Origin of the sequence: Vibrio sp. 10N.286.49.C3, assembly GCF_041469545.1 — a bacterium.
Classification (GTDB): domain Bacteria; phylum Pseudomonadota; class Gammaproteobacteria; order Enterobacterales; family Vibrionaceae; genus Vibrio; species Vibrio tasmaniensis_A.
Genome location: NZ_JBFRKT010000006.1, coordinates 41,683 through 67,132, shown reverse-complemented (window position 1 = coordinate 67,132; position 25,450 = coordinate 41,683). Strand labels below are relative to the sequence as shown.

Sequence of the window (25,450 nt, the reverse complement as noted above, 5' to 3'; positions counted from 1 at the left end):
GCTATGGGGTCACTAAAACAGTCTGCCTATTACGCCATTGGCATTGTGATGATGAAAGGGATCTCGCTGGTGATGATCCCCTATATCACCCATAAGATGACGTTGGCTGAATACGGTTCTTTAGAAGCCATCGTCTTGTTGGCTGACATCGGGACGATATTATTTAGCTTTGGCATTGTTGAAGCCATGTATCGATATGTTGGCGTTGCTGAGGGTGAAGAAAAAAGAAAGCTGGTCTCGAACTGTTTCACGTTGAGTGTCTTGGCCTGTGTGCTAGGAGGGGCTTTAATTGCTCTTAGTATGCCGTTGTTGTTACTGATGTTGCCCGTCGAGTTTCAACCTTATCAAATCCTACTTTTGCTAATACCGACCATGTTAGATGGTGCGATTTCTATCCCGCTAACATTGATGCGAATGAATGCGATGGCTAAGCGCTTTTGTATGCTAAATGTAATGAAGGCGAGTGTGCAAGCTGCTATGACGTTTGCATTGCTTGAAGCAGGTTATGGCATTGATGGTGTACTAATATCTGCCGCTGTTTCGAGTGTGTTGTTGATGCTGTGTTTACTGCGTTATCAAAGGCAGGAGATGGGCTCATTTGGCAGCCTCAAATACTCCGCTAAGATCCTAAAATTTGGATTGCCCACGTTAGTTGGTGGCGCTTCGATTTACATGATTACAGGGCTAGACCGTTGGGTGATGGCAAGCTTTGTTGGTGTTGAAGAACTTGCAATCTATGCGGTCAGTGGCAAGTTTGCATTGCTGCTTGGCTTGCTACTGCAGCCTTATGCTCTGTGGTGGTTTCCAAATCGAGTGGCCATGTTGCAACAACCTGATGGTAAGAAAGAGTGTGCGGACAGAGCGCTAGTCGGTGTTAATCTGGCCATTGTATTGGGTTGTTTGATGATCCTTACTGTACCTGGTTTTATTACATTGATTTTGCCAAGCAGTTATCAATATGCAGGCACGATTGTTGTAGCACTCTTGGCGATTGGTGTGATTAAGAACGCTGGAGATTACCTCAACCTTGGTTGTTTCAGCGGTCACTCAAGCCAATCGCAAATGTGGATACAAGGCGGGTGTGCGATTCTAGCTGCGATTGGTTATTTTGTTGTTACACCGAGTTATGGAGTGTGGGGCGTTGTGGTGGTGCTTTGTGGCACTTATGCCGTGAGACTGTCACTGCTCTATATCGTGAGTCAAAAGATGGAGTACTTGCCTTATGAACATCGTAAATGGATGGCTGCGGTGAGTATCGCCATACTTGCGATTACCAGTGACCAGCTTCTTGGTTGGGTGCTGGTTGATGTTCATGACTTTGTTTTAGGCAGTTTTGTGGCAATAGTGACGTTAGTCGCCTTTGTTCGATACTCTGTTATTCCTGTTCCACAAGCGTTGCTCGATAAGCTCACGTTAGGCAAACATTCCCACGTAAGTTGAACCGATTTCACCTAGAGCGAGGGTATTCTGATAAGCGTCTAGGGAAATATGAATTATTAACAATAAAACACTGTTCATAATTGTTTTAATTAGATAGTATTTATAAATCTAGTGAATACTAACTATGGAAAGATATATGAATAAGTGGATGCTGCTCCTCTCTCTGTTTTCAGCTGCCTCATACAGCGCCTCTGAGTTTTCAAATGAGGGTATTACTGCTCCCGACTTCAATTCACCGGATTTTAAGCCACCTGAAGTTTCTCAACAGGAACAACACAATATCGTTTGTGAAAGTGTCGTTTGTAATTCAATCTCGCGATCGCAGCCCGTTCCTGAAGTGGGCGAAGTACCGGATAGAGAGCCGAATAAAACATTAGAAACGATAGCGAGTGCGATTTTCATCGCGGGCGAAATTGGTATTGCAGAGAATTTGATTGAACCAGACGAAGAGCATTATATTGTCGAGTAATGATTAATTAAAATTGCGGCATGTGAAGCGGTAAATACAGAGCTTTCTGCATTCGTTCATTGATTAAATATTTACGAAGTTTTTAACAAGGACGAAAAATGGAAATCTGGAAGTTAATGCTATTCATCCCCGCTTGTTTCGCGCTCAACATGACACCGGGCCCAAACAATTTGTTATCAATGAACAACGCTCGTTGTTACGGATTTCAGGCCTCCTTTGTCGCTGGTCTAGGAAGAATCCTTGCTTTTTCCGGCATGATTGCTTTGGCTGCATCTGGTTTAGCGGTTGTGCTTTATACTTCTGAAACGCTGTTTTTCCTGATCAAATTATTTGGTGCAATGTATCTGTTGTGGATCGCGTTTAACCTATGGCGATCTCAAGCCAGCCCGGTCGCGGATATCGAGCGAAATAAGAACTGGTTTGGTCTTGTTAAACAAGAGTTCGCACTCGCTGCGGGCAATCCAAAAGCGATACTCATTTTCACTGCATTCCTTCCTCAATTTGTCGATGTTTCTGCGAACGTAAATACTCAATTCTTTGTTTTGGGAAGTACGTTTCTTGTATTAGAAATGCTCGCAATTTCTATCTATGCAGCCTTTGGCTTATATCTACGGCATTGGTTTTCAAAACCTCAGATGGCCAAGCGTTTCAATAAAGCATGTTCTGTGTTTCTTGCCTTGTCTGGTGCGAATTTATTGGTGAGTCGTCAGTAGGAATTGACTGGTTTGTGAGTTGTATTTGTCGATGGTTTTGGTGCCATTAAAGAAGAGAGTGCCTATCTAGAGCCCGCATCTTGATGCCGGTTTAAATATGGGCGTACGCACGCCTAGGTCAACATCACGATACCGTGCATTAATACGACACTAGAGGTCAGTCGGGTTCGCATATCAAAGTAGCCGTCGGGGCCTTCACTTTGATTCTCTTCTCTCATTGACCTTTCCGCTCGCCAAACCGCAATGTAGCCTAAGATCAGAATCAGAGTGGTGAGGAACTCTTGTTGCTCACCGAGTAGCACCGCTAGCCACGCTGCCAACACAATAACATTGCTAAGAAACAGAGCCTTGTTGCTGGATTGGCTTTCGAAGTTCTCTATCCCATTGCCCCACAAGATGCCCGACAAAAAGCTCAAGATAACCACGCTGTAGGTGATGAAGAGTGTTTCGCCGCTCAAGCTAAAGAATTGCCTGTCGGTGAGTGATAACAGTAGGCCGAATAAAAAGGGGATTAAACCCATATAACCGAGCTTGGCCATGGTGTTGCGTGTTTGAGTTGTCTCCATGTAATCTAACCTCATAACTGCTGCTCTATTGCATTTTTGAGGGTGCTACTGGTTGGCGATGTAGAACTCGGGAAGGTTGCTATCACTTTGCCTTCTTTGCTGACCAAGAACTTGTAGAAATTCCATTTCGGTTTGATACCGGCTTGTTGTTGGATTTCGGCAAAGACTGGATTTGCGTTTGGCCCAGAGAGTGACGCGCGCGCCATCATTGGAAAGGTGACGCCATAATCTAGGTAGCAGATTTTTGCGGATTGCTTCTCGCTTCCTCTGTCTTGGCGAAAATCATTACTTGGGAAACCAACAACCGTGAACCCTTCATCTTTATACGTTTGGTGAAGCTGCTCTAGTTGCTCGAACTGAGGCGTGAAACCGCATTGGCTTGCCGTATTCACGATTAATAAAGTCTTACCTTGGAACTCTTCACACAGCTCAATTTCTTCGTTTGAATTTAACAGCCGTTGTTTACCGTTGAGTATCTCAGGGCAGCTTGCTGAAAAAGCGAATGGACTTGTTAGGCTCGCGATTAGGGCGGTGGAGCACAGCAGTGAATGTTTCATAAGTCTGACTCATTTTAGTTGGCGTAACTGTTATTACTGTTCAGCGACTTGAAATGATCACTTTAAAGACCAGAATCGCTCCAGTATCAGCTGTCGCTTAGCAAATAGGGTTCCACCAAGCGCCTGATATTGACCTTGGCTCCAAGGCGAGATGCTAGCAGGTACATGCCACCGATTTTACGGTGAAGGAATAGGGCATCGGCTGGTGGTGTGTGCCAATACTCTTGCTCCATGCTGAGTATGGTTCCTGCTTCACGAAGCCGTTGGGCCAAACCACTGGTTTTGAAGTCGTAATCTTCATCGACAAGCATGGGTTCACAGGCCATTGTCACTAAGTTGAGAATCGCTTGGCGTTGGTCTGGGAGGATGGTCTCGCTAAAAAATCCAATTTGCTCTAGGGCTTTGTTTAACCCCTGCTCATTATGATTAACTACAGATGTGAAAGCCATTCGATAACCATCACTGAAGCGGTCGCTGTATTCACGGGTGGCACCGAAATCCAACAAGCCAATCTGTCGTGTTTGTTCCACATACAAGTAATTGGCGAAGTTGGGATCGGTTTGCACCATCTTGAAGTCGAATAACTCTCTGAACAGAAGTTCGAGCAAGCTGTGCATTACAAAATCACGGGTGCTTTGATCGTAACCTTCTATTTGCTCTATCGAGACGCCTTCAATGAAGTCCATTGCGAGCACTGATTCTGAAGACATTTGAGGGTGAATTTTAGGTACAACGAAGTGAGAATGTTCTTTTAATGCATTGTGATAACGAGTCGCATAGTCAGCCTCGCGAGCATAGTCGGCTTCATCATGGAGCTGTTTTTTTGCCTCTTCTAATAAGCCTTTGTAATCGACAGACTTGGGAATCAAACCAACGATGTTCAGCAATGTACCTACGTTGTCTACATCACTGTCGATGCTTTTTCGAATGCCTGGGTATTGGACTTTTATGGCAAGTTTGTCTCCCGCATCACTGTAGGCTTGGTGAACTTGTCCGATGGACGCACTGGCGATCGGTTTAAAGTTGAAGGAAAGAAATTCGGCTTTCCAGTTGATGCCGAGTGAGCTTTCTAACACTTGGTTGAGCTGCTTTGTCGGCAGTGGGTCGGCGTCTGAGCGTAGGCGGGAAAGAATGTCGGCGAGATCAGGTTCGAGGACATCGCCAGCGTCCATTGACAACATTTGGCCGAGTTTCATCGCTGCACCGCGCAAGTGTGCGAGTTGGTCAGTCAGGCGAGCAATGTTCTGCGGCGTCAGCATTAAGTCTTTTGCTTTCGGCCTGTTGCCTTGTGCTATTTGCTTGGTGCCTTCCGTCAGCACATTACCCGCGACCCTTGTTGCCAGCGAGGCGAACTTACTGAATCTTGAAATACGATGGGTAGGTAAATTTCTTTCTTTTGCCGACATAAAGGTTCTCTCTAGTTATCAAGATTGATACCAATCGTAGTAAATAACTGTTCACCCTAGCTTGTTAAAAATCTCGATAACGTCGTTAGATTTTTTGATTGTAGAATAACTACTTATCGAAACTTCTTGTCGAAAAGAGCCGCCTTGTTCTCCAGCTTTTTCCCTGCGCTATTTTTGACCACTTACTTACTGTGATTGGTATGACTACAAAGTTCTATAAATCATTACCCAACCGAATGTTTTGTTGTGGTAACTTGTCTCGCGAAACAGTAAACAGAATTTAAAGGACAAAACATGAAGTTTATTTGGTTAAAAGTCGCGGTTACCGTTTTAGTTTTTGCTGCGCTGTTTGGTGTGGTGTATTACAAAGTCGCGAGTGGTATGTCTTAACCAAGCGCTATTTTGTGCAGCTGTTACCATCGCAGCGCGACTTTCCGGTTAACCAAAAAGAGACTTTATATCGGTTCTTGGCAAATCGTAAATAACACCAATCGGCCACTGGCTTGAATATCGGCCAACGTAAAGGGGCGTATAGCCAACCTTTTCCTACTAAGCGCCACGCTTGGTAGGTCACGTCTAAACCTAGCAGCAGTTTTCCATTCTCATCCAGTGCATGCAAAACGGTGTTGGCTGCGTCGGCATCAATCTGAGGGTAGTCTGAAAAGGCTTCACTGTAGATATCGATGGTTTGAATCTTATTCTCGACATCATGCTTTGCAAGTGCCGCCATCTCCTTTGCGCACAATGGACATGTCCCATCGTAAAATATCGTAAGTTGTGTCATCGTCTGTTCGCCTATCATTTCACGAGTGAACCTTCAGTTACCCGTTAAGTCGGCACCCGTCAATTCAATCGCTTGTTATTCAATAATCTAGCAATGGCTACGTGATTGTACCTTTTAAAGATCACTCTCCTCGTATCAAAGCTAAAAAAATGTCTGACGTAGACACTTTGTTCATCCTTTTAAGTCCTTGATTGTTTGGTTAAATCTCGGGTTTATGGACAAAGGATAACAAAGCGTCCAATAAAGGTGTGCCTTCAATATATAAACATCAATCAAATCAATTAGTTGAACTTGGCTTGGAATATGCTCTATCGAACCTACGAATTGCCAAAGGATTTTCTCTAATTTGGGCAGGCAGAAAACCCTAAAAGCATAAGTATGAACAAATGGAGAGAGAACATGAAGGTTATAAATTATTTACTTAGTGTGCTTTTGTTGTTTAGTAGCCCCCAGTTGGCGTGGGCTACTGTTGATGTGATGGAACTCGATGGTAACGCGACCAGTGATAATAGTGCTATCGATTGGGATGACGTAAATGATCCTAACAGCATGGTTGGGATTGCAGAATTTTTCCAAAAAGACCGTAATGGTATCGACCAAATCTTTTGGAAGGGTGGGTCAAAAGATGATTCCGACATTACAGATTGGGCATTTCGTACCGCGTCACCACAACCAAAAGATGACTTTACCAATGCGTATGCCGCTGCTTTTGAAAGCGAAGGTGACTTGCTGATTTACTTTGGTGCAGACCGATATGCGAACAATGGTGATATGTACATTGGCTTCTGGTTCTTACAAGACCAAGTAGGATTGCCGGATGGGAAAACTAAGGGCGACTTTGTTGGACAGCATATCAATGGAGACATCCTTGTGCTGATTTCATTCCCACAAGCAAGTGGCGGTAATCCGTATATAGAAGTGTTGCAGTGGGATTTAAATAATGGTGATGTCACCGACAACATGACGAGAATTTTCCAAACGGACGGTGACCCTAAATCGAATGACTTCGTTGGTGCAAGATGTGGCAGTGGTGCTGTCGGTGTCGAGAAGATCTGTGCGATTTCAAATGATGATTCTATCGGGGCAATTGCTCTACCCAATGTACAAGGTTGGGACTATCTCGCGAAAACGGGTGAAACAACCTCTATTCCGACAGAAAGCTTTGTGGAAGGTCGATTAAACTTGTCAGCTCTGTTGAATGATGAGTTTGGTATTGAGGATATTCCTTGTTTCAGCAGCTTCTTAGTGGAGTCACGAGCTTCTCGTTCGATTGATGCATCTTTGGCTGACTTCGTTGTCGGTTCATTCAGTTTATGTAGCATCAATATAGCGGCGACTTGTAACACAACCAGCTTTACGGTTGATGGTATGTTCAACATAGATTACACCGTGACGGTCACCAACACTGGCCCTGGTTCGTTAGGCACCAATGGTGACTACGAAGTGGCCTTTTTATCTGAGTCACCAATCTTAGGTGCGCTTCCAGTGGTTGGTAACGGCGATGAAGTGTGGAGTGTCGGTGAGTCATTCGCAATCATGGGGAATTATCTGTCTGTAAATAACGGTGCCGTCGGCGTGATAGATGGTGCGGTGGATCTTGATGGGCTTATCGTGAATGCTCAAGCGCCAGTGGCCTACAATTGTCCACCAATAGACTTGAGCCCGATGGTTGAAATTTCTAAGGTGTGTAATAGCTTCTTAGAGGTTGATGGCGGTCAAGTTGTGCTTAAGAAAACCTATGATGTTGAAATATGTAATACTGGTGATATCCCATTGGCCATTGAATCGCTGGTGGATTCTAAGGATGACTCTCTGAGCCGTTCTGATTTACCTACTGAAGTAGTCAACAGCAGTTATTACCTCGACTTTGCTTTACCTTGTGATGATCTTGAGGATGTGACCACATGTGGTGCTGGTAATATGTGTAGTGCATTAAGTGCCGACCCTGAGCTGTTTGCTTGTAAAACAGGTGAAGGAGAGTGGATACCGAACTTTGGTGATGCGATTGGCCAAGTGTGTACACAAGTAAGTAAAACTTATGCGCCAAATGTGTTACCAACCGGAACTGCAGGAATGCTATCTAATCAAGTGACAGCAACGTTTGACTCGCTGTTCTTGCAACAAGCATTTATGGAAACATCGAACATTGCAACCTGTGATGTTTGTCCATTTACTGTTCCTGAGCCATAAGTACTTTCATTAGTTGAGTACAACTAAACTCCAAAGCAGCCTAGTTTGTTAGGCTGCTTTATTAGTTATTAGTTATTAGTTATTTAGTTAGCTAGTTAGGCGACTTAAATTACTATCTGATGTTTTTTAATCAGCTTGTATAAGGTTGTTCGGGAAATAGACAATGCTTTAGCGGATTGGGAAATATTGTAGTGGTGTTGCTGAATCACTCGACGAACATTTTTTGAAGACAGTCGTGCGTCACTCTCAGTATCGGGCGACGCGTCTTTTAATTGAATTCCCATATGACGAGTAGAGAGGGCGCTTGAGTTAGAAAGAACAATCGCTCTTTTTATGCAGTTGAATAATTCTCTGACATTGCCTGGCCAATGGTACTGTTTCATTTGCTCAAGGGTGTCACTAGGCAGTTTGGTTTTGGATGCGTAATTGTGCTTCAGTTCAAATCGAACCAAATCCTCAATGTCTTCTTTGTGATCATTGAGTGGTACTAGGTCTAATGGAAGTACATTGATGCGATGAAAGAGATCCTTTCGAAATTTACCCGCAGCAACGGCTTGTTCGATATTGACGTTGGTGGCGAAAATCACACGGCAATCTACGGGCAATTGGTTGTTACTGCCGAGTCGCTCTATCAAGTTATTTTCTAGAAAGTGGAGTAAGTAGGTTTGCAGCGACAGTTCAAGGTCGCCGATCTCATCCAAAAATAGCGTGCCACCATTCGCTCTTTCCACGTGTCCGACGTAGCGTTTGTTTGCACCCGTGAACGAGCCTTTTTCAAAGCCAAATAACTCTGAGTGAATCAGGGATTGTGGAATTGCGCCACAATTTACAGCTATGAAAGGTTTTTGACTGCGGGCTGAGGCCTCATGTATTAAACGCGCACATAGGCTTTTTCCTGTTCCGGTTTCCCCTTGAATCAGCACTGGAAAATCGTTGTTAGCGATCTTGGCTATCTTCTTTTTAAGTTGTTGGATGGTTCTGGATTGCCCTACCAATTGACATTCATGGCACGAGGTAGGTTTAGTTTGCTTGGTGTCTACCATGCCATACGCATGCCCTAAATTTCGACAAAGCCATTCTGTATCAATAGGCAGGTGGTAATAATCCCAAAAGGTTTGCTTAATGAGTGATAAGTTGCGGCTTGGTGGTTGGTTGCAGATAGCGATTGCTTTTAAACTTGGAGAGTGAGCCTTTAACGCTGATATTTGCTCACATTGTTTGTCGATTGAGGATGATGTTAGACAAGAAACCACAATTGGTGCGTAGCTTTCGCTGCGTGTCTCGAGTAAGTGAATGGCCTGTTCGGTCGTTTCTGCAACTTGAGCTTTCCAGTTATGGAGACGCAGTTCTCCAACCCACTGACTATGGTGCAGGCATGCGGTGTTGCATAACAAAATCACAGAACGAGTTATTGGCTCAGGTGATACTCTTTTTGATGGCATTGTGCTCACTCTTCATGTTTCGATATCCATGATGAAACCTTCAGTAAGCCCCCTAAATATCCTATAAGCTTAGAAGCAAAATTCAATTAATTCGAGCACACAAATCTGATGGCGTTTGGCTGACAAGTGTCATTATCTCAAGCGGGAAAGCCAATCTGGTGCTTTACTTACTGATATTCATGCTATTAGTAAATATATTCACGGATATCGTGTTTTTACTTTTTGTTTGCTGATGAACACACAGTAAACCCCGCGCTAATCACTAACGATAAAGAGCTGATATTGATGATAATTAACGTAGCAAAAAAGTTCATTTTAGCAGCTTCTGCGCTGATGCTCGGCGGTTGTGTTAGCTACAGTGTGACTGAACAAGAAATGACGAACTACCTGCAAGATTCGGTGATGTTAGAACAAGAAGTCGGTGTGCAAAACGTTATGTATGCGCAAGTCGCTGTTGATGATTTAGCGGTGCAGATTGGTAGAGCTGATACCGAGCGTGTGTCTGTTTTAGCGAACACCAATGCAAAAGTTCAGGTGTTCAATATGCCGAATATGGGGTTGGACTTGGATATCGAGTTCAGTGCGATTCCTGAATACGACAAAGAGAGCGGCGAGATTTATTTGAAATCACTGCGTTTAGAGCGCTTTGAAGAAAAAGATAAACAGCTTTCGCCAGAGATTGCCAAACTACTTAAGCCTGCCGTTTCTATGATTGGTTTTGCTTTGTCCCAGTCTCCAGTTTACAAGCTCGACAGCAATAAAGTGCAAGAGTCGTTGATTAAATCATCGGAACCCAATCTAGTGATTAAAGACAATAAGCTGGTCATCGAGTTATTCGATTAACCTTTCACGTTTAGCTTAGACTCATATTTAAAACACAATGGCTACCGATTAGGTGGCCATTTTTGTTTGTGTTGATTCGGTTCACTAACTTATCAATCTATCTCATTTATTGAATTCGCCAGGCATCTCACCTTTACTTTACTCTTGTGAGCAAGTCATCGCTTCAGTCATCAAATCATAAGAAAGAAAAGGTGAACGAACTATGAATAATCCAGTAATAGCGGATAACAAGCCAATCAAAGTGGAACTAACAGAAGGGGAGGAGTATTACTTCTGTACCTGTGGTAAATCGAAAAACCAACCGTTTTGTGATGGTTCTCATGCCGGAACTGGCTTTAAACCTAAGAGTTTTGTGGCCGAAGAAAACGGCGACGCGTACCTATGCCGCTGTAAATATTCAAACAACCTCCCTTTTTGTGATGGCACTCATAAACAGTTTACGGCGGAACAAGTGGGGCAAGAAGGCCCAGAGGTTCACATCCAAGCGGCTGCGCCAGACTTGTCTCCTGCTGCGAGCGCAACCAAAGAAGAACCTACCGTCGAGTTTATCCATCAACTGGCGCGCGATGGTTTATCCAAAGTGGGTCACCATGGACCAATGACTTCAATGGGCGTTCCAAGATATCTATTACCTCACTGGGATGATATTCAAGTGATGGTCGCACAAATGGCGACTAAACCGTTATTGGAAAATGTGCCCGTCGGTACTGAGCTGATTATTGGGCCAAAAGCGAAAAAGCCGCTTAAATTGAACATCTCTTTATTTGTGTCTGATATGAGTTTTGGTTCGTTATCTGAAGAAGCGAAAATTTCTTTAGCGACAGGCGCGGAACTCGCAGAGACAGGTATCTGTTCTGGTGAGGGCGGTATGTTACCCGAAGAGCAAGCCGCGAACTCACGTTACTTTTATGAACTGGCCAGTGCTCAGTTTGGTTACGATGAATCTAAGCTCAAAAATGTCCAAGCCTTCCATTTTAAGGGTGGGCAGGGTGCTAAAACCGGAACAGGTGGTCACCTACCTGGGGCGAAGAACATTGGCAAGATAGCTGAGGTGCGCGGTATTGAAGCAGGTACAGCCGCGATTTCTCCACCCACCTTTGTTGATCTAAAAACCGTCGAGGATTTCAAAAATTTTGCCGACCGAGTTCGAGAAGTGACAGGCGGAATCCCAATTGGCTTCAAGTTGAGTGCCAATCATATTGAAGAGGATATTCAGTTCGCATTGGATGCCAGTGCCGATTACATCATCTTGGATGGTCGAGGCGGTGGCACAGGTGCGGCGCCAGAAATGTTCCGTGCCCATATCAGTGTGCCAACTATTCCAGCGCTTGCTCGTGCCAGAGCCTATCTAGACAAACAAGGCGTAAGTGACAGAGTCACCTTAATCATTACTGGTGGGCTTCGTGTTCCGATGGACTTCGTAAAAGCGATGGCGCTTGGTGCAGATGGGGTCGCTATCTCGAACAGTGCCATGCAGTCGATAGGTTGTGTTGCAGCGAGAATGTGTAACACCAATAATTGCCCGGCGGGCATCGCGACTCAAAAAGCCGATTTACGCCAACGGTTAAATGTCGAGAAGGCATCGAATCAACTCAAGAACTTCTTCGAAGCTTCGAATGAATTGATGCAAGTGATGGCGAGAGCGTGTGGCCATGATCATTTAAATCAGTTTAATCCTCACGATCTAGCAACATGGAATCGCGAAATGGCCGAGCTATCCGGAGTCGCTTACTCTGGTGTCAGTCCATTAAATCAACTTAAGTAAATAGTATTTCGATAAAGCACACTCACTGTATTTTGGGTGTGCTTATTTTTGCCATGCAATACCAATCCATATTACACCTGCTGTAATGCACTGCTTTATTAGCGTTTTTAAATTATTTCCTATTTCTTGAAAATATCACTTTACCTCAAGTTAACTTGAGGTTTTATCATCCTCTCCAATCCAAAAACATCAAGTATCACCTTGTCATTTTTAAAGAAATGTTTCTAACCGAATTCGAGGGCAAATAATGAAAGTATTAGCGATTGGCGCGACCAACAGTAAAGTATCGATTAACCAACAATTGGCGGCTTATACCGCAAGCCTTGCGAACAACGCGCAAGTTGAAGTGCTTGATCTTAATGATTTTGAAATGCCGATTTACAGTGAAGACAGAGAAAAGGCGTCGGGTATTCACCAGCACGCGCAGCGCTTTTTTAGCAAGATTGGCGAAGCAGATGCTGTCGTCATTTCGTTTGCAGAATACAACGGTTCATACACCGCAGCCTTTAAGAATGTGTTTGATTGGACATCACGAATCGACATGAAAGTGTATCAAGGCAAACCTGTTGTTATGCTCTCCACATCACCAGGCCCAGGCGGCGCAAGCTCTGTGTTGTCGTCTGCGGTACATTCTGCACCTTACTTTGATGCTGATGTGAAGGGGTCGATGTCGGTGCCAAGTTTCTACGACAACTTTAATGTAGAAACGGGTGAGATCATCAATGCCGAGATGGCCGAGAACTTGAAATCGATCATGAGTCAGATTTAGAGAGCGAGAACACGACAATAAAACAAAGCAGCAATTTGCGTGGTTTCTTTTCATTGCGCCCGTTGTCAAAGTTTAAGGACATTAACTGGTTAAGGTAACAATAGGTCGTTATTCTAAAGTTAAAGTAAGCTTTAAATATTTATGATCTCAAGGATAGTGTAACAATGAGAAACATCGTATATCTCACCATAGGCCAATTGGCGGAGCGAAGTGGTGTGGCACCTTCAGCGCTGCGCTTTTATGAAACCAAAGGGTTGATTGCTTCGATTCGTACTAACGGAAATCAACGCCGGTATCAGTCGGCGATGTTGAGACGAATTGCGTTGATACAAGTCGCGCAGTCGATAGGCTTCACGCTCGAAGAGATCACCGAAGAGTTATCAACACTGCCAATGAACCATACCGCGACTAAGCGAGATTGGGAACGCGTTGCGAAGAAATGGCAGGGGCAACTGGACAGCAAGATGGCGCAGATTAAATCGCTACAAGAAAACCTAACTGGTTGTATTGGTTGCGGGTGTTTGAGTATGCAGAAATGCCAATTGTTGAACCCTGAAGATATTCTGCATGACCAAGGACAGGGCGCACAACGCATTGTTGATTAGACTAACTGAGTTCCTGAAAGACATGGAGCAACGGGCTAAGTTTTAGCTTTTACTCAATGGGTTAAGCAACAGTTGTGGCCGAATAGCGTGCCTAGACAATCACGAATTATAGGTCTAGTTTATGTGGTTCTTTCAATAAAAGAAGAGGTTAGTTATGTTCAGCCATGTTTTTCTCGGTACCAAAGATATTGAACGCGCGAAGGCTTTTTATGACCCAATCATGAAAGTGCTTGGTTATAGCGAAGGTTCTGTTGATCCCAAAGGGCGCTGTGTTTACGTTAGCCAAACGGGTGTGTTGGGTTTAACGAAGCCGATTGATGGTCAGCCTGCGACTCACGGCAACGGTATGACGGTGGGTTTTCTTGCATCCTCCCCAGAAGTTGTAGATGAGTGGCATCGTGTTGGCGTCGAAAATGGCGGTACCAGTATTGAAAATGGCCCCGGAGCGAGAGGTTCTGACGAGCGTCGCTTGTACATGGCTTATTTGCGAGATCCTGATGGAAACAAGATCTGTGCAACTCACTTTATGCCATAGTGGCGTATACTTATACCATAATGGCTTATACTTAGATGACATGGACTGTTAAGGATCGCTGGCGAATGCGAAGAACCAACAAAATGACACCTAATGAACTGTTTTATGAAAGCTTTGAGCGTTGCAGGATCGATGAAGAATTTCTAGAAACATTTTTGGCGGACTTCTGCGAACACAACCCTAGGTTTTCAGAGCGATTTGAAAACATAGGGTTAGAGCAACAAACCAAGATGCTTAAAGCTTCAATCATCCTTATCTATAACTCTGCAGGTCTGCCGAGCGTACGAAACTCGGTGAGAAAGCTTGGGAAGCGACATAAAGATTTAGGCATGGATATTTCTGAGCAAGAGCTCAACGAGTGGTTTAATTCCTTGCTCAATACGGTTAAAAAATACGATCCACTTTATGATGAAAATGTCGAACAAGCTTGGGCACATACCTTGGAAACAGGACTTGCTATCATGAAGAAAGAGTGTGTAGTCTGAATCAAAAAATGTACAAAGTAAGCCCCACACAACAAGAGGCTTACTTTTTTATCGACTCAATTAAAAGGTAAAGCCTGCTTGGATACTCAGTACCGACTCAGCGGTATACCAACCAGTACTTCCGCCGAACTCATACCAATCAAATCCAGCTCGAGTCACAAACTTGGAGTGGCCGAAAACTGGTTTTAGTGACTTGTATTCTGCGCCGATGCCGTAAGTTAAGCCAAAATCACCATGGGACCCTTTGTGGACTTCATTATTATCGCTAGATCGGAACACCAATTTGGTATCTGAGTGTGCGTAAAACGCGCCCGCCTTACCATAAACAGCGAAGTTTTCGCTGAAGCTGTGCTTATACATAGGTGTTAATGAGAGCATTAAAGAATCGAACTCTTGCTCTGTTTGAAGCACCTTGTCACCATTATAGCTAGTAGACTTATCGTCAGTGCTGATAACAAGTAACGTCGATTCAATATACCAATTGCTTTGAACGATCTGGCTACCTAACGTGAATTGAGCGCCAACGTCACCGCTATCCATACCTACACCACCTAATGTGTACATTTCGTTTGATGCGAAAGCTGAAGTTGATGCGATCCCCGTAACTGAGGCAATCGTAAGAGCCGCTAAGACTAATTTTTTCATTGTTTTTACTCTGGTTTGTAAATTTCGGGAGAGGATTTTAGCGGCATTTTCAAAATAAAAAACACTGTTCGAATGGGCGGTGGTAAGATTAAATATCTCAAAACATAAGCCTGTATTTCCATGACCTAAAATTACAATTTTTTAGATGGATCAAATGCGCGGTGTGCGAGAGTTAGTCTATGATTTAATGGGTTTTCTATGAGGGAGGGCGGTGCATGTTTCACGCAGAAAAACCTCTGGCGACGGAGGTCATCACCAGAAATAAGAATCATTCGAGGCTTACGTTTTAATTGAAATTAAATCCAAATGACCAATGTTGGGTTGGCATTGGATTGGCCGAGGGTTCTAACACGTTACGATAATCGGATTAAAAGTGAGCAGCCCAACCAATCAGGAACCCTTGCGATGCGGTATCGTATTCAAAGGTACCTTTGTTTTCGTAATCAACCCAAGTGGATTTATACGCCAGATTTAAATCCGACCAGTCGTTAATTTGATAGCGTGCGCCGGTTAACAGAGATGAGGTAAAGTCGGTATCGCTTCCAAGGCCCATATCTAAGCTCGTGTGCACAGTCCAATTTTTGTTGAGTTCCTTGGTCCAACGAACGCCTATCAGATAATCAATCCAATCTTCTTCTAAAGATCTTGAATTCAGGGTTGTCCCGCTGTTTGTATAGAGTTTGGAATCAATATCGTTATCCCACCAGCGTAATCCAACCATATAATCAATGGCACCAATGTCGTATTGGTAGCGTTTAAAGCCTTTTGCTTCTAAAACGCCTTGTCTGATCTCAAGCTTGCCATTAAGAATACCTGTGTTGCCGATGATTGAATCTGACTTTCCGCTCAGTTTCATGTAGCTGTAGTCAACGTAATAACCCCACTGATTGTTATAGATCCCCTCTAGTCGAAGCATCGCTCCCATATCCAAATGACCCATGATGAATGCAGGGTCGACATCAACATCGCTAGAAATATCACCAATTGTTGTATTACCACGGATATTTAAAGCAAGCGCATAAATTTCTATGCTGTGTTGCCACTTTTTCGTGTCCGATTGTGAACTTGCTTCTTGTGCATTTACGGTTGAACTAACAGCCAACGCTGATGCGAGTAGGTAATGCCATTTAGCCATATTGATATCCTTATCTTCGATGTGAAATAGCACGAATGTGAATGTGTGTTTTAACTATCCATCTTTCACATATGCAACTTGTATATTGCTGATTGTAGACTATGTTTTTTGAAAAGAGCCAAATTAAAAGAGTAAGGATATGAAGCCACAAAGCATTTTTTTGTTCGTTGCTGTTTTGGGTTTAACACCGATTGCGTTGTCGTACGGTTATGCCCCCGTTGTCTCCCTTGATTATCTTTTCGGAATTGATGCTAGCCCTATCAATGTCACTCATATCTTTCGTGCTGTGATGGGGTTGTACTTAGCGTTGGCTCTGTTTTGGATAGTAGGGGCGTTACTAAAGAAATACCGACTGCCAGCACTCTACAGTTTGGTGGTCTTCATGTTGGGTTTGGCTGCCGGCCGAGTCATTAGCTTGTTGATAGATGGCATGCCTCACTGGCTACTTGTCGTCTATCTACTATTGGAGCTTGGCTTTGGTTTGGTAGGAATAAAAATGGTTCACAAAGAGCAATCTGAAACAGTATAAGGACATTCTATGAAAAGGATTTTCCACCTTGTTGTGATGAGTGTGTTGAGTAGCTTTTCGCTATCAGCATGGTCTGCACAAGAACAACCTAATATATTTGTTATTTTTACTGATGATATTGGGATCTCAAACTTGAGTGCTTATCACAATGGCGTGATGAGTAGCCAAACACCAAACATTGATAGTATTGCTGAGAAGGGAATGCTTCTGACAGACTACTATGCGCAGCCATCTTGTACCGCGGGTCGTTCAGCTTTCTTAACCGGGCAATTACCAGTTAGAACCGGAATGCATACGGTTGGACTGCCGGGTGGCCCTGTGGGTTTAAGCGCAGATACACCAACACTTCCCGAGGTATTAAAAACCATGGGCTACGTGACTGGGCAATTTGGCAAAAATCATTTGGGTGACCGAGATGAGTATTTGCCAACGATGCATGGTTTTGATGAATATTGGGGTTGGTTATATCACTTGAATGCCATGGAATACACCGAAGATCCAGATTGGCCGAAAGATGGATCGTTAGATGCCTTTGCTCCTCGAAACGTGATTTACTCTAAATCTGATGGTAAAGGTGGCCAAAGCATTGAAGACGATGGTGCGCTGAATATCGAGCGTATGAGAACACTAGATGATGAAGTAAACAAACATGCGATTAACTTCATTGAACGAGCCGTAGAAGCGGATAAACCGTTCTTTACTTGGTACTGTCCATCTAGAGGGCATGTGTGGACGCACCTTTCTCCTGAATATGAGGCAATGCTTGGCCAAAATGGTTGGGGGCTTCAAGAAGTCGTGATGAAAGATCTGGATGATCATGTCGGTGAAATGTTGGCGAAAATAGATGAACTTGGCATCGCCGATAACACGATTATTATTTTCACGTCCGACAACGGCCCTGAAATTATGACGTGGCCAGATGGTGGTATGACACCATTCCACGGTGAGAAAGGGACAACATGGGAAGGGGGAGTTAGAGCTCCTGCACTGGTTAGCTGGCCGGGTAAAATCCCTGCGGGTAGTGTCGGTAATGGCATCTTCGATGGTATGGATTGGTTACCAACATTGGTTGCAGCCGCAGGTGGTCCAACAGATTTAAAAGAGAAAATGCTCAAGGGCCACGATGGCTTTAAAGCACACCTAGATGGTTACAATCAAGTCGATATGCTGACGGAAAAAGGCGAATCTAATCGTAACGAAATTTACTATTATGAACGAGATAAACTACAAGCTGTTCGCGTAGGCGATTGGAAGGCTCACTTCATTGTACAAAATCGCGGATGGGGTGGTCCGAAAGATGAATTGAATGCGCCGTTACTCTTCAATCTACGTCGTGACCCTTATGAAAGAGCGGCAGAAGAGTCAGGTATGTACTTGAAATGGATGGGCGAAAAAATGTGGGCATTTGGGCCTGCACAAGCTGCTATTCAACAACACTTAGCGACATTCCAAGAATGGCCTCCAATAACGCCTGAAACACCAGCAGAGAAAGTAGGTGGTGTGGGTAATTAGTTGGCAACTAATAAAAAACATCTAGAGACAAAATAAAAACTAGTAGAAAAAATCCCGTTAGACATCTTATATATTCTTGATATAAGGCGCCGAACGGGATTTTTGTATTTTGGTCGTTTAAAAGCGTATTTTAATCATTCAAAAAAGGCTGAAAAACAACACTATTTCGCTTTCAACGTGGTGTTTCTTTCAATGAACTTCACTGGCACCATCAACTTGACCAAGCTCGTGTCTTGCTCTTGAATCTGACTAACCACAATTTTCACAGACTCACGTGCAAGGCGTCTGAAATCTTGCTTAAAGGTAGTGAGTTGATAGTTCAACCACTGAGTTTGTGGAATATCATCAAAACCAATCACTTGAAGATCTTCAGGAATACGCAGATTGAACTCTAAGCGCGCCACATCCATGACGGCCATCGCTAGGTTATCTGTCGCGCAGAAAATAGCTTGAGGATGTGTGGGTTCAGAAAACAGAGTCCTAATGGTTTCTAGTGCATCAAGGTAGTCATAGTCGGCTTCAATAACTCGAGCTTGTTCACCGGTAAGTTCTTCAAATTCTGAGCAGAACCCTGCTTCACGTTCGCCGTTAGTGTAGGTTGGAACATTACCTGTCAGGTAAACCGCTGACTTTGTCCCTACGCTATGCAAATGCTGAGCGGCAACTTGGCCAGCGGCGTAGTTGTCGCTCACCACATGGCTACTCTTAGTCCCTTCAACAACACGTGCGAACTGAACGATAGGAATGTCGAATTCTTCACACTCTTCATAAAGCGACTTGTTAAAGGTCGCAGAAGCAGCAATCACGCCATCAACTCGGTATTGGAAGATATTGGGAATTGAGTGGTTATCGTTGCCATCAACTTGCCAAGGGATCAATACCGCAGAATATCCCTGTTTTTGTAGTTCAGTGGAGATAAGCTGCAGCGTTTTCATGTGAATAGGGTAGTCGGCATCAGGGAAAACTAAGCCAATCAATTTTGATTCATTTGTCGTAAGGCTACGGGCAAAAGCATTGGGACGATAATTCAACGATTTCGCGGCATCGAACACTTTCTGCTTGGTCTTTTCAGACACTGAACTTCCCGGTACAAATACGCGAGATACAGTTGATTGAGAAACGCCAGCAAGTCTAGCGACATCTTTAGATGTTACGGTTGTTTTGGACAGCGAAGAGTGTTTTGGAGAGTTCATAGACCATACTTTTGAACCAAATTGATTGTGCATAGAGTAACATAATTAGGTACGTACTCAAAAATACAATATGCCATGATAGGATGAAAATAAGGGGTAATAGAGAATGTTGGATATTATTCTGGGTACGACCCAAAAAGCTCTGCATTAATAGCAGAGCTTTGTTTAGCGAATTTATGACTCGACTAACTGGGCGTTAGAAGTAGTAACGGATACCCGCAGCGAATTGGTCATCGCTATTTTCATAATGGTTACCAACAGATTTGTCGTTGCCATTATCAAATTGGTATTCAGTCCATACTAAGAACTTGTTCTTCTTAAAGTGGTATTCAAGGCCAGGGATAATCAACTGACGATCGTAGCCATTAGCGTTGTCGTCTGTGTCTATTAAGTAGTTAACGTTAAAGGTTGGACGCAAACCATTTTCAAAGTGGTAGTAAGTGAAGAATTCAGCACCACGGTGGTCGTAAAATTCTGCTTTGCTGGTGGTTTCCCAATTTGAGCCTTGGCTGTAAGTGAAACCAACGAATAGGCTATTATTGGTGTAGTTCACACCCAATAAACCAATACGTTGTGTATCACCATCTTTGATGTTTTTAACGCCCGCATCGACATCATCAAACTCATTCTGGTGGTAAGCTAAACCAATTGTTAGGCCATCCATAACCGTGTACAGCGTTGATGCGCCCATACCGTTTTTCAGCGTTGCTGTTAAACCGTCAGCAAGGCCAACATCTTCACGGGTAGTTTGGTAAGTGAAGCCGTATTTCCAGCTGTCGTTAATGCTGTTGCGGTAAGTAATCGAATTCTCAGCTCGGCCTGTACCAGACGCAATACCCCAGTCAGATAAATTGTAGTAGCCTGAACCACGCGAACCAAATACACGACCCATATCGGTAAACCAAGCCACATCGTAGAAGGTAGACCACTGCTTAGTACCGGCAGCAATCTTGCCATATTTGTCGTGCTCTACGCCTGCGTATAGAAGTCGGTCGTAAATATTGTCGCCGTTAGCACCCGAGTTGTAACCCCATTCAGCATGGCCAAAGCCAGTCCAGCCGTTATCAAATCCCATTTGGCCTTTTAGGCCGAAACGAGAGCTACCGCTGTTCCACTCACCGTTGTGGTCGCCGCCTTTATCTTGGTAACGAACGTCGAAACGACCGTCTAAAGTAAGGCTATCGCCCGCGTCATTGGTGAAAGTGTGTGCAGCAAAAGCAGAACCCGAGGTAAGTGCTGTCAGGATCACTGCAGAAAGAATCGACTTTTTCATTGTAATTCTCTTTATTCAGGCCGTAGAAAGCCACCGTGCTTTCAAGCCCGTTATATTGGTAATGGTTTGGCAGGGTGTACCCCATCCATGAGGCACTAGTAGATTCAGTTATTAGTGGAGCAATAATGAATTGGTTGGAGCACCTACTAGGAGCGAGAAGGATCTCCCAGCAAGCGTGGAAACCTAAATCAGATGTCTATTTAGGTTGCCACTATTTCGTTTCAATCTTTTGGATTAAAGCGTTTCGATTACAGTGTTGGGTTCATGATGGTTGAAGTGCGTTCGAACACGTCTAGACCTTGCTGTTGTAGCCAGTAAGGAAGGTCGATAAGAACCCAGTTCTCAGATAGCTTGTCACCGTCACGGTAGTACACGTCAACCACTTGCATGTTTGCGCGTACTTCGCCGCCAGTCATACCTAGGAAGCCACCCGTTGGTGTGTTTGATAGGTTTGGCCAACCGAAGAAACAAGAGAAGTTACCTTCAGCGAAACGACAAACATGGCCGTTAAATTTCTTGTCTTTCAAGTTGTTACGGAAAGGAAGTTGGTGCTGTTGTTGGTAACGAGGAATCGTGTAAGACGCGCCGATACCACAAGGACCGTACCAAATCATGTCTTTTGACCAGCTCTTCGCGAGTACTTCTGGTGGGCAACCCATTGCGCCGCTGTCGTTAAGTGCAGAAAGGTCATCAACCATCTTGTTCACTAGAGCAAGTGTCGCAACGCCTTCTTCTGGAGCTGCATCTTCAAACAACAGACCATCGTGGTTACGTGGACCAGGGTATACGAAGTGCTTACCAGTTGATGGTGGAAGTGGGTAGCAACCCGCTTGATCCATCATGCCTAGTAGGTCTAGGAACAGGCCTGTCTTAGTGATTTTGCCATCAACAACACAGTTAAACTCTGCGTAGCGAACGTTCATGATCTTGCCAGTAGGGCGCATGCCTAGGTATTCAGCGTCGAACAGACCCATGAAGTGACCCATGCTCATTACCCAAATTTCATCTGGGTTAACTTCGTTGTTACCACCGATGAAGATATCTTGACGACGCTGCATGCGTGTCATTGATTTCATCATTGGTGCCCAGAATACGTCAGCCGCTGCTTGTGCGCCTTCTTGCTCACGGAATGGGTAAACACCACGCCACAAGTAATCTTCAGAAGTGTGTGCTTTTAAAACTTCAGCAACGTTTTCGTGGGTAGCGTTTTCCATTGCGTCAAAGTAGTCACGAACAATGCGTTTAGCTTCTTGATATTTAGACATAGTAAATTCTCTTTTGTGTTGTCGAGCCAACATTCGGAACAGGACTCGATTTGGATTTTGTTACCGGCTGACTTCTCAGCCGGATTGATGTTTATTTCGTGCCTTTAGAGGTTTCAACTTTTAGAGGTTTTAACTAAAGGGGATTAAGCTTTTGCTGTTTCCGCTTTTTTACTCTTGTCGAAAATGCCGCCTTTCAATGTTTCTGGTAGAGATAGCCACAGTAGACCAGCCAGAATCCATACGATTGGTGAACCCCACATTGCTGTTGCAAGGTCGCTGCGCTCTTGGATGAATACCAACACCATTGGTGCCCACATACCGATGATACGACCGCCGTGGAATAGTGCTGCACCGAAGCTACGTAGGTGAGCAGGGAACAACTCAGAGAAGTAACCACCCCATACCGCAGAAGCAGAGAGGCCGAAGTTGTAGATAAGGCCTAGGATAGCCAGCATGTTTAGGCTGCCGATCATCACGTCGCTTGGTGCCACGAAGAATACTGAAGCCATGACACCTGCAAGGATGAAACCAAACGCGTTCACTTTACGGCCGTATTTGTCGGCGATTGCACCCCATACCCAAGCACCGAATAGAGAACCGAATGCTGAGATAGAGAAGATGATACCGATAGTTGAACCGTCAAATTGGCGAACTTCTTTCAGGTACGTTGTCACGAAGCCTGAGAAGAATTGGTAGCCGTAGAAGTTAAGGCCAGCCAGTAATAGACAAGTGATGGTGAGTTTGCGGTAAGGCGCGCTTAGCATTTCACCCCAAGAACCTTTCTTTGCTGGTGCGTTAGATGCTTCAGCCGCGGCTTGATCTTCTTCCCCGTAGGCGATCACTTTTTTGTCGCTAGGCAGGATAAAGATCATCAGTGCAGCAGCGACTAGAGGAGGAATACCACCTACCCACATTAGGCTCTGCCAAGGTGCATCGATGCTAGAAATGAACGCTGCGTATGCACCCATTGCCATTAGGGCAACCGAGAACATAGAAGAAGCGAATGCGGTTAACTTACCGCGAACGCTTGGTGTGAAGAGACCGATCATCAGGCTTACCGCTACTGTGAAGTAACCACCCAAAGATATACCGATAATGAAACGCATCGCTGCCCACATTGCGTAGTCAGTAAACATCATATTGATGATGGTTGCGCCGCCGTTCAGTGCCGTGATGACAATAAGAGTTGATTTCTTACCAAAGTTTGATGCCACCCATGCACAGCTTAGAGCACCAATAAGTGCACCAACCGACTGCCATGTATAGAACTGAGCGGTATCCGCCAAGTTAATACCATCATACGCATCAACGATATATGGGCGTACGTAGTCAATAATTACAAAGTTATAACAATAGAAAAAGTAGCCAACTAGAATTGCAAGATAAGCAGCTACCCTTTGAATCATAGGAACTTCGCTCATGTGTTTTTTAGTAGTCATGACCGATAAACCTTTATTTTTATAGGGTGTTTGTAGTTTTGATTTTTGTGTGGTGATTATCAATCTTCATCACACAGTCTTCATTTCGGGAGAGATGATAGAATTTTTGTGGTTATTAGATCCGTGATCAAAGTCAACTTTAAAATGAGTGCGTACCCATTTTGTGTGTTTTAGTGATCTTGATCTCATTAGATCGTATTTTTGCGCTTTTGAAAGCGTTTTGAGCGTTTAATCATCTATATTAGTGACAATACTCACACTTACTATGGGTTTTTGAGGGAAGTTATCCATTTTTGAGTAATATTAGCGGCGAATTGATTGCACAATATAATAAACGGAATCTAGAAATGGTTACGTACTCAAGTTTTTTGGTTATTGCTCTTTATGTGCTAACTACCCTATTTATCAGCTACTTAGTTAATAGACGCTATAGCGTTGGTGGCGACTTTTCGACTGGTGGTAAACAGTTTGGTTGGTTTACGGCAGGTGTGTCGATTCTTGCGACCTACATCAGTGCAATGACGTTCGTGGGCATGCCGGGTTGGGTTTACAGCTCGGGCATGGAAGCGATGAGTGTTCACCTGAACTACCCAGTTGTGATCTTTTTCACTGTGATTTTCTTTGTTCCGGTGTTTTACAAGCTCGGCTTAACTTCGATCTATGAATACTTGGAGCACCGCTTTGGCGTTGTTGCTCGCACGATCAATTCCATCGTGTTTATTGTGGTTCAGTGTATTTCGGCAGGAGTTATTTTGTATGCGGTTGCTCTGATCTTAGTGCAAGTGCTGCCGGTCAGTATCTCTGAGGCGATCATCTACATCAGCTTATTTACCGCGTTGTACACCTATGCGGGCGGTATCTCGACAGTAATATGGACTGATATGCTGCAGTCAGCAGTGTTGATTATCGGCAGCATTGCGATCTTTGTTTTATTGTTGATGAAAATTGATGCGGGCGAGGTGTTGTCTCCTGAACATCTGAATATCATCAACCTTGATTTTGACTTAGGCGTTGATACCACATTGTGGGCAGGCGTAGTGGCTGTGAGCTTCCTGCACCTGAGTGTGTATGGAACTAATCAATTGATTATTCAGCGAACATTAGCAACTAAGTGTGTTAAAACAGCGCAAAAGTCGATGTTGCTTTGTGGTTACGGCGCATTCTTTGTTTATCTGTTTTTTGCTGTGATGGGGGTGCTGTTAAGTGTCTTTTATCAGGACAGCAGTTTTGAAAACAGCAATGAAGTAATTCTCGATTTTGTGTTTAATCATACTAACCCGATCATTGTTGGTTTGGTGATCTCGGCTTTATCTGCAGCGGCAATGTCGACATTGGATTCCACTTATAACTCAATGGCGACTGTGGCAACGTTCGATTTCTACAAGCGCTTTTTCCGTAAGAAAGCCTCTGACGCGCACTATGAATCGGTTGCTAGAAAAATGAGCCTTGTTGCAGCGGCGTCGGTTGTTGTTCCTGCACTGCTTGCGGTTTCAAATGAATCCGTACTTAAAACCATTGCTAGCCTGACCTCCATTTTTGTTGGTATTCGCCTTGGTTCTTTCATTCTTGGTTTGTTCTTCAAACAAGCGAACGAGAAAGGGGTGATTGCGGGCAGTATTGGCAGTGTGGCCGTCGTATTCATCGCTAAATACAGTGGAATAGCTTGGCCTTGGTTTGCCTTGATTGGCACCGTGGTTTTCTTAGTGTTAGGCGTTGTCGTCAGTCGCTTCTGGGGAGAGGTAACCGAGCAACAGAATGAATTTATAGCCAAGCAAAAGCATTTGTTTGCAAAGCCTACCGCGAGTCATTACGGCTTGTTGGTGTTCGCTGTTGTGACGATTGCTGCTTGTACTGTTATCCCTGATTGGCTTTATGCCGCTCTTTCTTAAT

24 protein-coding genes are annotated in these 25,450 nt (G+C 44.1%); 13 read left to right on the top strand and 11 right to left on the bottom strand.

Going from position 1 to position 25,450, the window contains the following annotated elements; all coding sequences use genetic code 11:
* Positions 1-3: 3 nt before the first annotated feature.
* The 3 genes from AB4180_RS02630 to AB4180_RS02620 all read left to right on the top strand — a co-directional run bounded on the left by AB4180_RS02630 (position 4) and on the right by AB4180_RS02620 (position 2,622).
* Positions 4-1,440: a lipopolysaccharide biosynthesis protein gene (locus tag AB4180_RS02630; protein ID WP_102249515.1), complete on the top strand. Its 1,437-nt coding sequence runs from the start codon at positions 4-6 to the stop codon at positions 1,438-1,440.
* A 136-nt stretch (positions 1,441-1,576) separates the two neighbouring features.
* Entirely contained in the window at positions 1,577-1,909 is a 333-nt protein-coding gene (locus AB4180_RS02625; RefSeq protein WP_029223143.1) for a hypothetical protein, read from the top strand.
* A gap of 98 nt (positions 1,910-2,007) precedes the next feature.
* On the top strand, positions 2,008-2,622 hold the full coding sequence (locus AB4180_RS02620; RefSeq protein WP_017104159.1) for a LysE family translocator: 615 nt from the start codon (positions 2,008-2,010) through the stop codon (positions 2,620-2,622).
* Between the two features lie 113 nt (positions 2,623-2,735).
* Here AB4180_RS02620 and AB4180_RS02615 read toward each other — a convergent pair whose 3' ends face one another.
* The 4 genes from AB4180_RS02615 to AB4180_RS02600 form a co-directional block, all read right to left on the bottom strand.
* Positions 2,736-3,203, bottom strand: coding sequence for a DUF3429 domain-containing protein (locus AB4180_RS02615; protein WP_102249516.1), 468 nt, complete (start codon positions 3,201-3,203; stop codon positions 2,736-2,738).
* Positions 3,200-3,745 carry a glutathione peroxidase gene (locus AB4180_RS02610; RefSeq protein WP_102249517.1) on the bottom strand — a complete coding sequence of 182 codons (546 nt, stop codon included), beginning with the start codon at positions 3,743-3,745 and terminating at the stop codon, positions 3,200-3,202. Before AB4180_RS02610 ends, AB4180_RS02615 begins: the two co-directional genes overlap by 4 nt.
* Before the next feature lie 86 nt (positions 3,746-3,831).
* The gene (locus tag AB4180_RS02605) at positions 3,832-5,151 is read right to left on the bottom strand and encodes an AarF/ABC1/UbiB kinase family protein (protein WP_102249518.1); all 1,320 of its coding nucleotides are present in this window, start codon (positions 5,149-5,151) and stop codon (positions 3,832-3,834) included.
* Positions 5,152-5,548: 397 nt separating this feature from the next.
* Entirely contained in the window at positions 5,549-5,935 is a 387-nt protein-coding gene (locus AB4180_RS02600; protein ID WP_102249519.1) for a thiol-disulfide oxidoreductase DCC family protein, read from the bottom strand.
* A 399-nt stretch (positions 5,936-6,334) separates the two neighbouring features.
* Here AB4180_RS02600 and AB4180_RS02595 point away from each other — a divergent pair, with 399 nt between their 5' ends.
* Entirely contained in the window at positions 6,335-8,125 is a 1,791-nt protein-coding gene (locus AB4180_RS02595; RefSeq protein ID WP_102249520.1) for a hypothetical protein, read from the top strand.
* A 104-nt stretch (positions 8,126-8,229) separates the two neighbouring features.
* Here AB4180_RS02595 and AB4180_RS02590 read toward each other — a convergent pair whose 3' ends face one another.
* The gene (locus AB4180_RS02590; protein WP_102249521.1) at positions 8,230-9,567 is read right to left on the bottom strand and encodes a sigma-54-dependent Fis family transcriptional regulator; all 1,338 of its coding nucleotides are present in this window, start codon (positions 9,565-9,567) and stop codon (positions 8,230-8,232) included.
* Between the two features lie 285 nt (positions 9,568-9,852).
* Between AB4180_RS02590 and AB4180_RS02585 the strand changes: the two genes are divergently transcribed.
* The 6 genes from AB4180_RS02585 to AB4180_RS02560 all read left to right on the top strand — a co-directional run bounded on the left by AB4180_RS02585 (position 9,853) and on the right by AB4180_RS02560 (position 14,569).
* Entirely contained in the window at positions 9,853-10,410 is a 558-nt protein-coding gene (locus AB4180_RS02585; RefSeq protein WP_102249522.1) for a DUF1439 domain-containing protein, read from the top strand.
* Positions 10,411-10,612: 202 nt separating this feature from the next.
* Positions 10,613-12,175, top strand: a complete 1,563-nt coding sequence (locus tag AB4180_RS02580) for a glutamate synthase-related protein (RefSeq protein WP_102249523.1) — start codon at positions 10,613-10,615, stop codon at positions 12,173-12,175.
* Positions 12,176-12,422: 247 nt separating this feature from the next.
* Positions 12,423-12,944 (top strand): NADPH-dependent FMN reductase, encoded by a 522-nt coding sequence (locus tag AB4180_RS02575; RefSeq protein ID WP_102249524.1) that lies wholly within the window; start codon positions 12,423-12,425, stop codon positions 12,942-12,944.
* Positions 12,945-13,108: 164 nt separating this feature from the next.
* Positions 13,109-13,549, top strand: a complete 441-nt coding sequence (gene soxR / locus AB4180_RS02570) for a redox-sensitive transcriptional activator SoxR (protein WP_009847217.1) — start codon at positions 13,109-13,111, stop codon at positions 13,547-13,549.
* A gap of 154 nt (positions 13,550-13,703) precedes the next feature.
* Positions 13,704-14,084 (top strand): VOC family protein, encoded by a 381-nt coding sequence (locus tag AB4180_RS02565; protein ID WP_009847216.1) that lies wholly within the window; start codon positions 13,704-13,706, stop codon positions 14,082-14,084.
* A gap of 83 nt (positions 14,085-14,167) precedes the next feature.
* Positions 14,168-14,569: a globin gene (locus tag AB4180_RS02560; RefSeq protein ID WP_102249544.1), complete on the top strand. Its 402-nt coding sequence runs from the start codon at positions 14,168-14,170 to the stop codon at positions 14,567-14,569.
* A 60-nt stretch (positions 14,570-14,629) separates the two neighbouring features.
* On the opposite strand, the gene AB4180_RS02555 is transcribed toward AB4180_RS02560, so the two are convergent.
* Positions 14,630-15,214, bottom strand: a complete 585-nt coding sequence (locus tag AB4180_RS02555; RefSeq protein WP_017098731.1) for a hypothetical protein — start codon at positions 15,212-15,214, stop codon at positions 14,630-14,632.
* A gap of 367 nt (positions 15,215-15,581) precedes the next feature.
* On the bottom strand, positions 15,582-16,349 hold the full coding sequence (locus AB4180_RS02550; RefSeq protein WP_009847213.1) for a hypothetical protein: 768 nt from the start codon (positions 16,347-16,349) through the stop codon (positions 15,582-15,584).
* A 139-nt stretch (positions 16,350-16,488) separates the two neighbouring features.
* On the opposite strand from AB4180_RS02550, the gene AB4180_RS02545 reads away from it, so the two are divergent.
* Positions 16,489-16,878 (top strand): DUF4345 domain-containing protein, encoded by a 390-nt coding sequence (locus AB4180_RS02545; RefSeq protein WP_009847212.1) that lies wholly within the window; start codon positions 16,489-16,491, stop codon positions 16,876-16,878.
* A 9-nt stretch (positions 16,879-16,887) separates the two neighbouring features.
* The gene (locus AB4180_RS02540) at positions 16,888-18,390 is read left to right on the top strand and encodes an arylsulfatase (RefSeq protein WP_102249525.1); all 1,503 of its coding nucleotides are present in this window, start codon (positions 16,888-16,890) and stop codon (positions 18,388-18,390) included.
* A gap of 161 nt (positions 18,391-18,551) precedes the next feature.
* On the opposite strand, the gene AB4180_RS02535 is transcribed toward AB4180_RS02540, so the two are convergent.
* The 4 genes from AB4180_RS02535 to AB4180_RS02520 form a co-directional block, all read right to left on the bottom strand.
* Positions 18,552-19,583 (bottom strand): LacI family DNA-binding transcriptional regulator, encoded by a 1,032-nt coding sequence (locus AB4180_RS02535; protein ID WP_010439694.1) that lies wholly within the window; start codon positions 19,581-19,583, stop codon positions 18,552-18,554.
* Positions 19,584-19,779: 196 nt separating this feature from the next.
* Positions 19,780-20,856 carry a porin gene (locus AB4180_RS02530; protein ID WP_016787964.1) on the bottom strand — a complete coding sequence of 359 codons (1,077 nt, stop codon included), beginning with the start codon at positions 20,854-20,856 and terminating at the stop codon, positions 19,780-19,782.
* Between the two features lie 248 nt (positions 20,857-21,104).
* Positions 21,105-22,121, bottom strand: coding sequence for a nuclear transport factor 2 family protein (locus tag AB4180_RS02525; protein WP_016788980.1), 1,017 nt, complete (start codon positions 22,119-22,121; stop codon positions 21,105-21,107).
* Between the two features lie 143 nt (positions 22,122-22,264).
* A complete protein-coding gene (locus AB4180_RS02520; RefSeq protein WP_010439698.1) occupies positions 22,265-23,560 on the bottom strand; it encodes an MFS transporter in 1,296 nt (431 codons plus the stop codon).
* Between the two features lie 347 nt (positions 23,561-23,907).
* Between AB4180_RS02520 and AB4180_RS02515 the strand changes: the two genes are divergently transcribed.
* Entirely contained in the window at positions 23,908-25,449 is a 1,542-nt protein-coding gene (locus tag AB4180_RS02515; RefSeq protein WP_016788978.1) for a sodium:solute symporter family transporter, read from the top strand.
* The last annotated feature ends 1 nt before the right edge of the window (position 25,450 follow it).

Coding starts and splice junctions, on each gene's coding strand:
- AB4180_RS02630 (WP_102249515.1), top strand. CDS start 4: ATGGGGTCACTAAAACAGTCTGCCTATTACGCCATTGGCATTGTGATG.
- AB4180_RS02625 (WP_029223143.1), top strand. CDS start 1,577: ATGAATAAGTGGATGCTGCTCCTCTCTCTGTTTTCAGCTGCCTCATAC.
- AB4180_RS02620 (WP_017104159.1), top strand. CDS start 2,008: ATGGAAATCTGGAAGTTAATGCTATTCATCCCCGCTTGTTTCGCGCTC.
- AB4180_RS02615 (WP_102249516.1), bottom strand. CDS start 3,203: ATGAGGTTAGATTACATGGAGACAACTCAAACACGCAACACCATGGCC.
- AB4180_RS02610 (WP_102249517.1), bottom strand. CDS start 3,745: ATGAAACATTCACTGCTGTGCTCCACCGCCCTAATCGCGAGCCTAACA.
- AB4180_RS02605 (WP_102249518.1), bottom strand. CDS start 5,151: ATGTCGGCAAAAGAAAGAAATTTACCTACCCATCGTATTTCAAGATTC.
- AB4180_RS02600 (WP_102249519.1), bottom strand. CDS start 5,935: ATGACACAACTTACGATATTTTACGATGGGACATGTCCATTGTGCGCA.
- AB4180_RS02595 (WP_102249520.1), top strand. CDS start 6,335: ATGAAGGTTATAAATTATTTACTTAGTGTGCTTTTGTTGTTTAGTAGC.
- AB4180_RS02590 (WP_102249521.1), bottom strand. CDS start 9,567: ATGCCATCAAAAAGAGTATCACCTGAGCCAATAACTCGTTCTGTGATT.
- AB4180_RS02585 (WP_102249522.1), top strand. CDS start 9,853: ATGATAATTAACGTAGCAAAAAAGTTCATTTTAGCAGCTTCTGCGCTG.
- AB4180_RS02580 (WP_102249523.1), top strand. CDS start 10,613: ATGAATAATCCAGTAATAGCGGATAACAAGCCAATCAAAGTGGAACTA.
- AB4180_RS02575 (WP_102249524.1), top strand. CDS start 12,423: ATGAAAGTATTAGCGATTGGCGCGACCAACAGTAAAGTATCGATTAAC.
- soxR (WP_009847217.1), top strand. CDS start 13,109: ATGAGAAACATCGTATATCTCACCATAGGCCAATTGGCGGAGCGAAGT.
- AB4180_RS02565 (WP_009847216.1), top strand. CDS start 13,704: ATGTTCAGCCATGTTTTTCTCGGTACCAAAGATATTGAACGCGCGAAG.
- AB4180_RS02560 (WP_102249544.1), top strand. CDS start 14,168: ATGACACCTAATGAACTGTTTTATGAAAGCTTTGAGCGTTGCAGGATC.
- AB4180_RS02555 (WP_017098731.1), bottom strand. CDS start 15,214: ATGAAAAAATTAGTCTTAGCGGCTCTTACGATTGCCTCAGTTACGGGG.
- AB4180_RS02550 (WP_009847213.1), bottom strand. CDS start 16,349: ATGGCTAAATGGCATTACCTACTCGCATCAGCGTTGGCTGTTAGTTCA.
- AB4180_RS02545 (WP_009847212.1), top strand. CDS start 16,489: ATGAAGCCACAAAGCATTTTTTTGTTCGTTGCTGTTTTGGGTTTAACA.
- AB4180_RS02540 (WP_102249525.1), top strand. CDS start 16,888: ATGAAAAGGATTTTCCACCTTGTTGTGATGAGTGTGTTGAGTAGCTTT.
- AB4180_RS02535 (WP_010439694.1), bottom strand. CDS start 19,583: ATGAACTCTCCAAAACACTCTTCGCTGTCCAAAACAACCGTAACATCT.
- AB4180_RS02530 (WP_016787964.1), bottom strand. CDS start 20,856: ATGAAAAAGTCGATTCTTTCTGCAGTGATCCTGACAGCACTTACCTCG.
- AB4180_RS02525 (WP_016788980.1), bottom strand. CDS start 22,121: ATGTCTAAATATCAAGAAGCTAAACGCATTGTTCGTGACTACTTTGAC.
- AB4180_RS02520 (WP_010439698.1), bottom strand. CDS start 23,560: ATGACTACTAAAAAACACATGAGCGAAGTTCCTATGATTCAAAGGGTA.
- AB4180_RS02515 (WP_016788978.1), top strand. CDS start 23,908: ATGGTTACGTACTCAAGTTTTTTGGTTATTGCTCTTTATGTGCTAACT.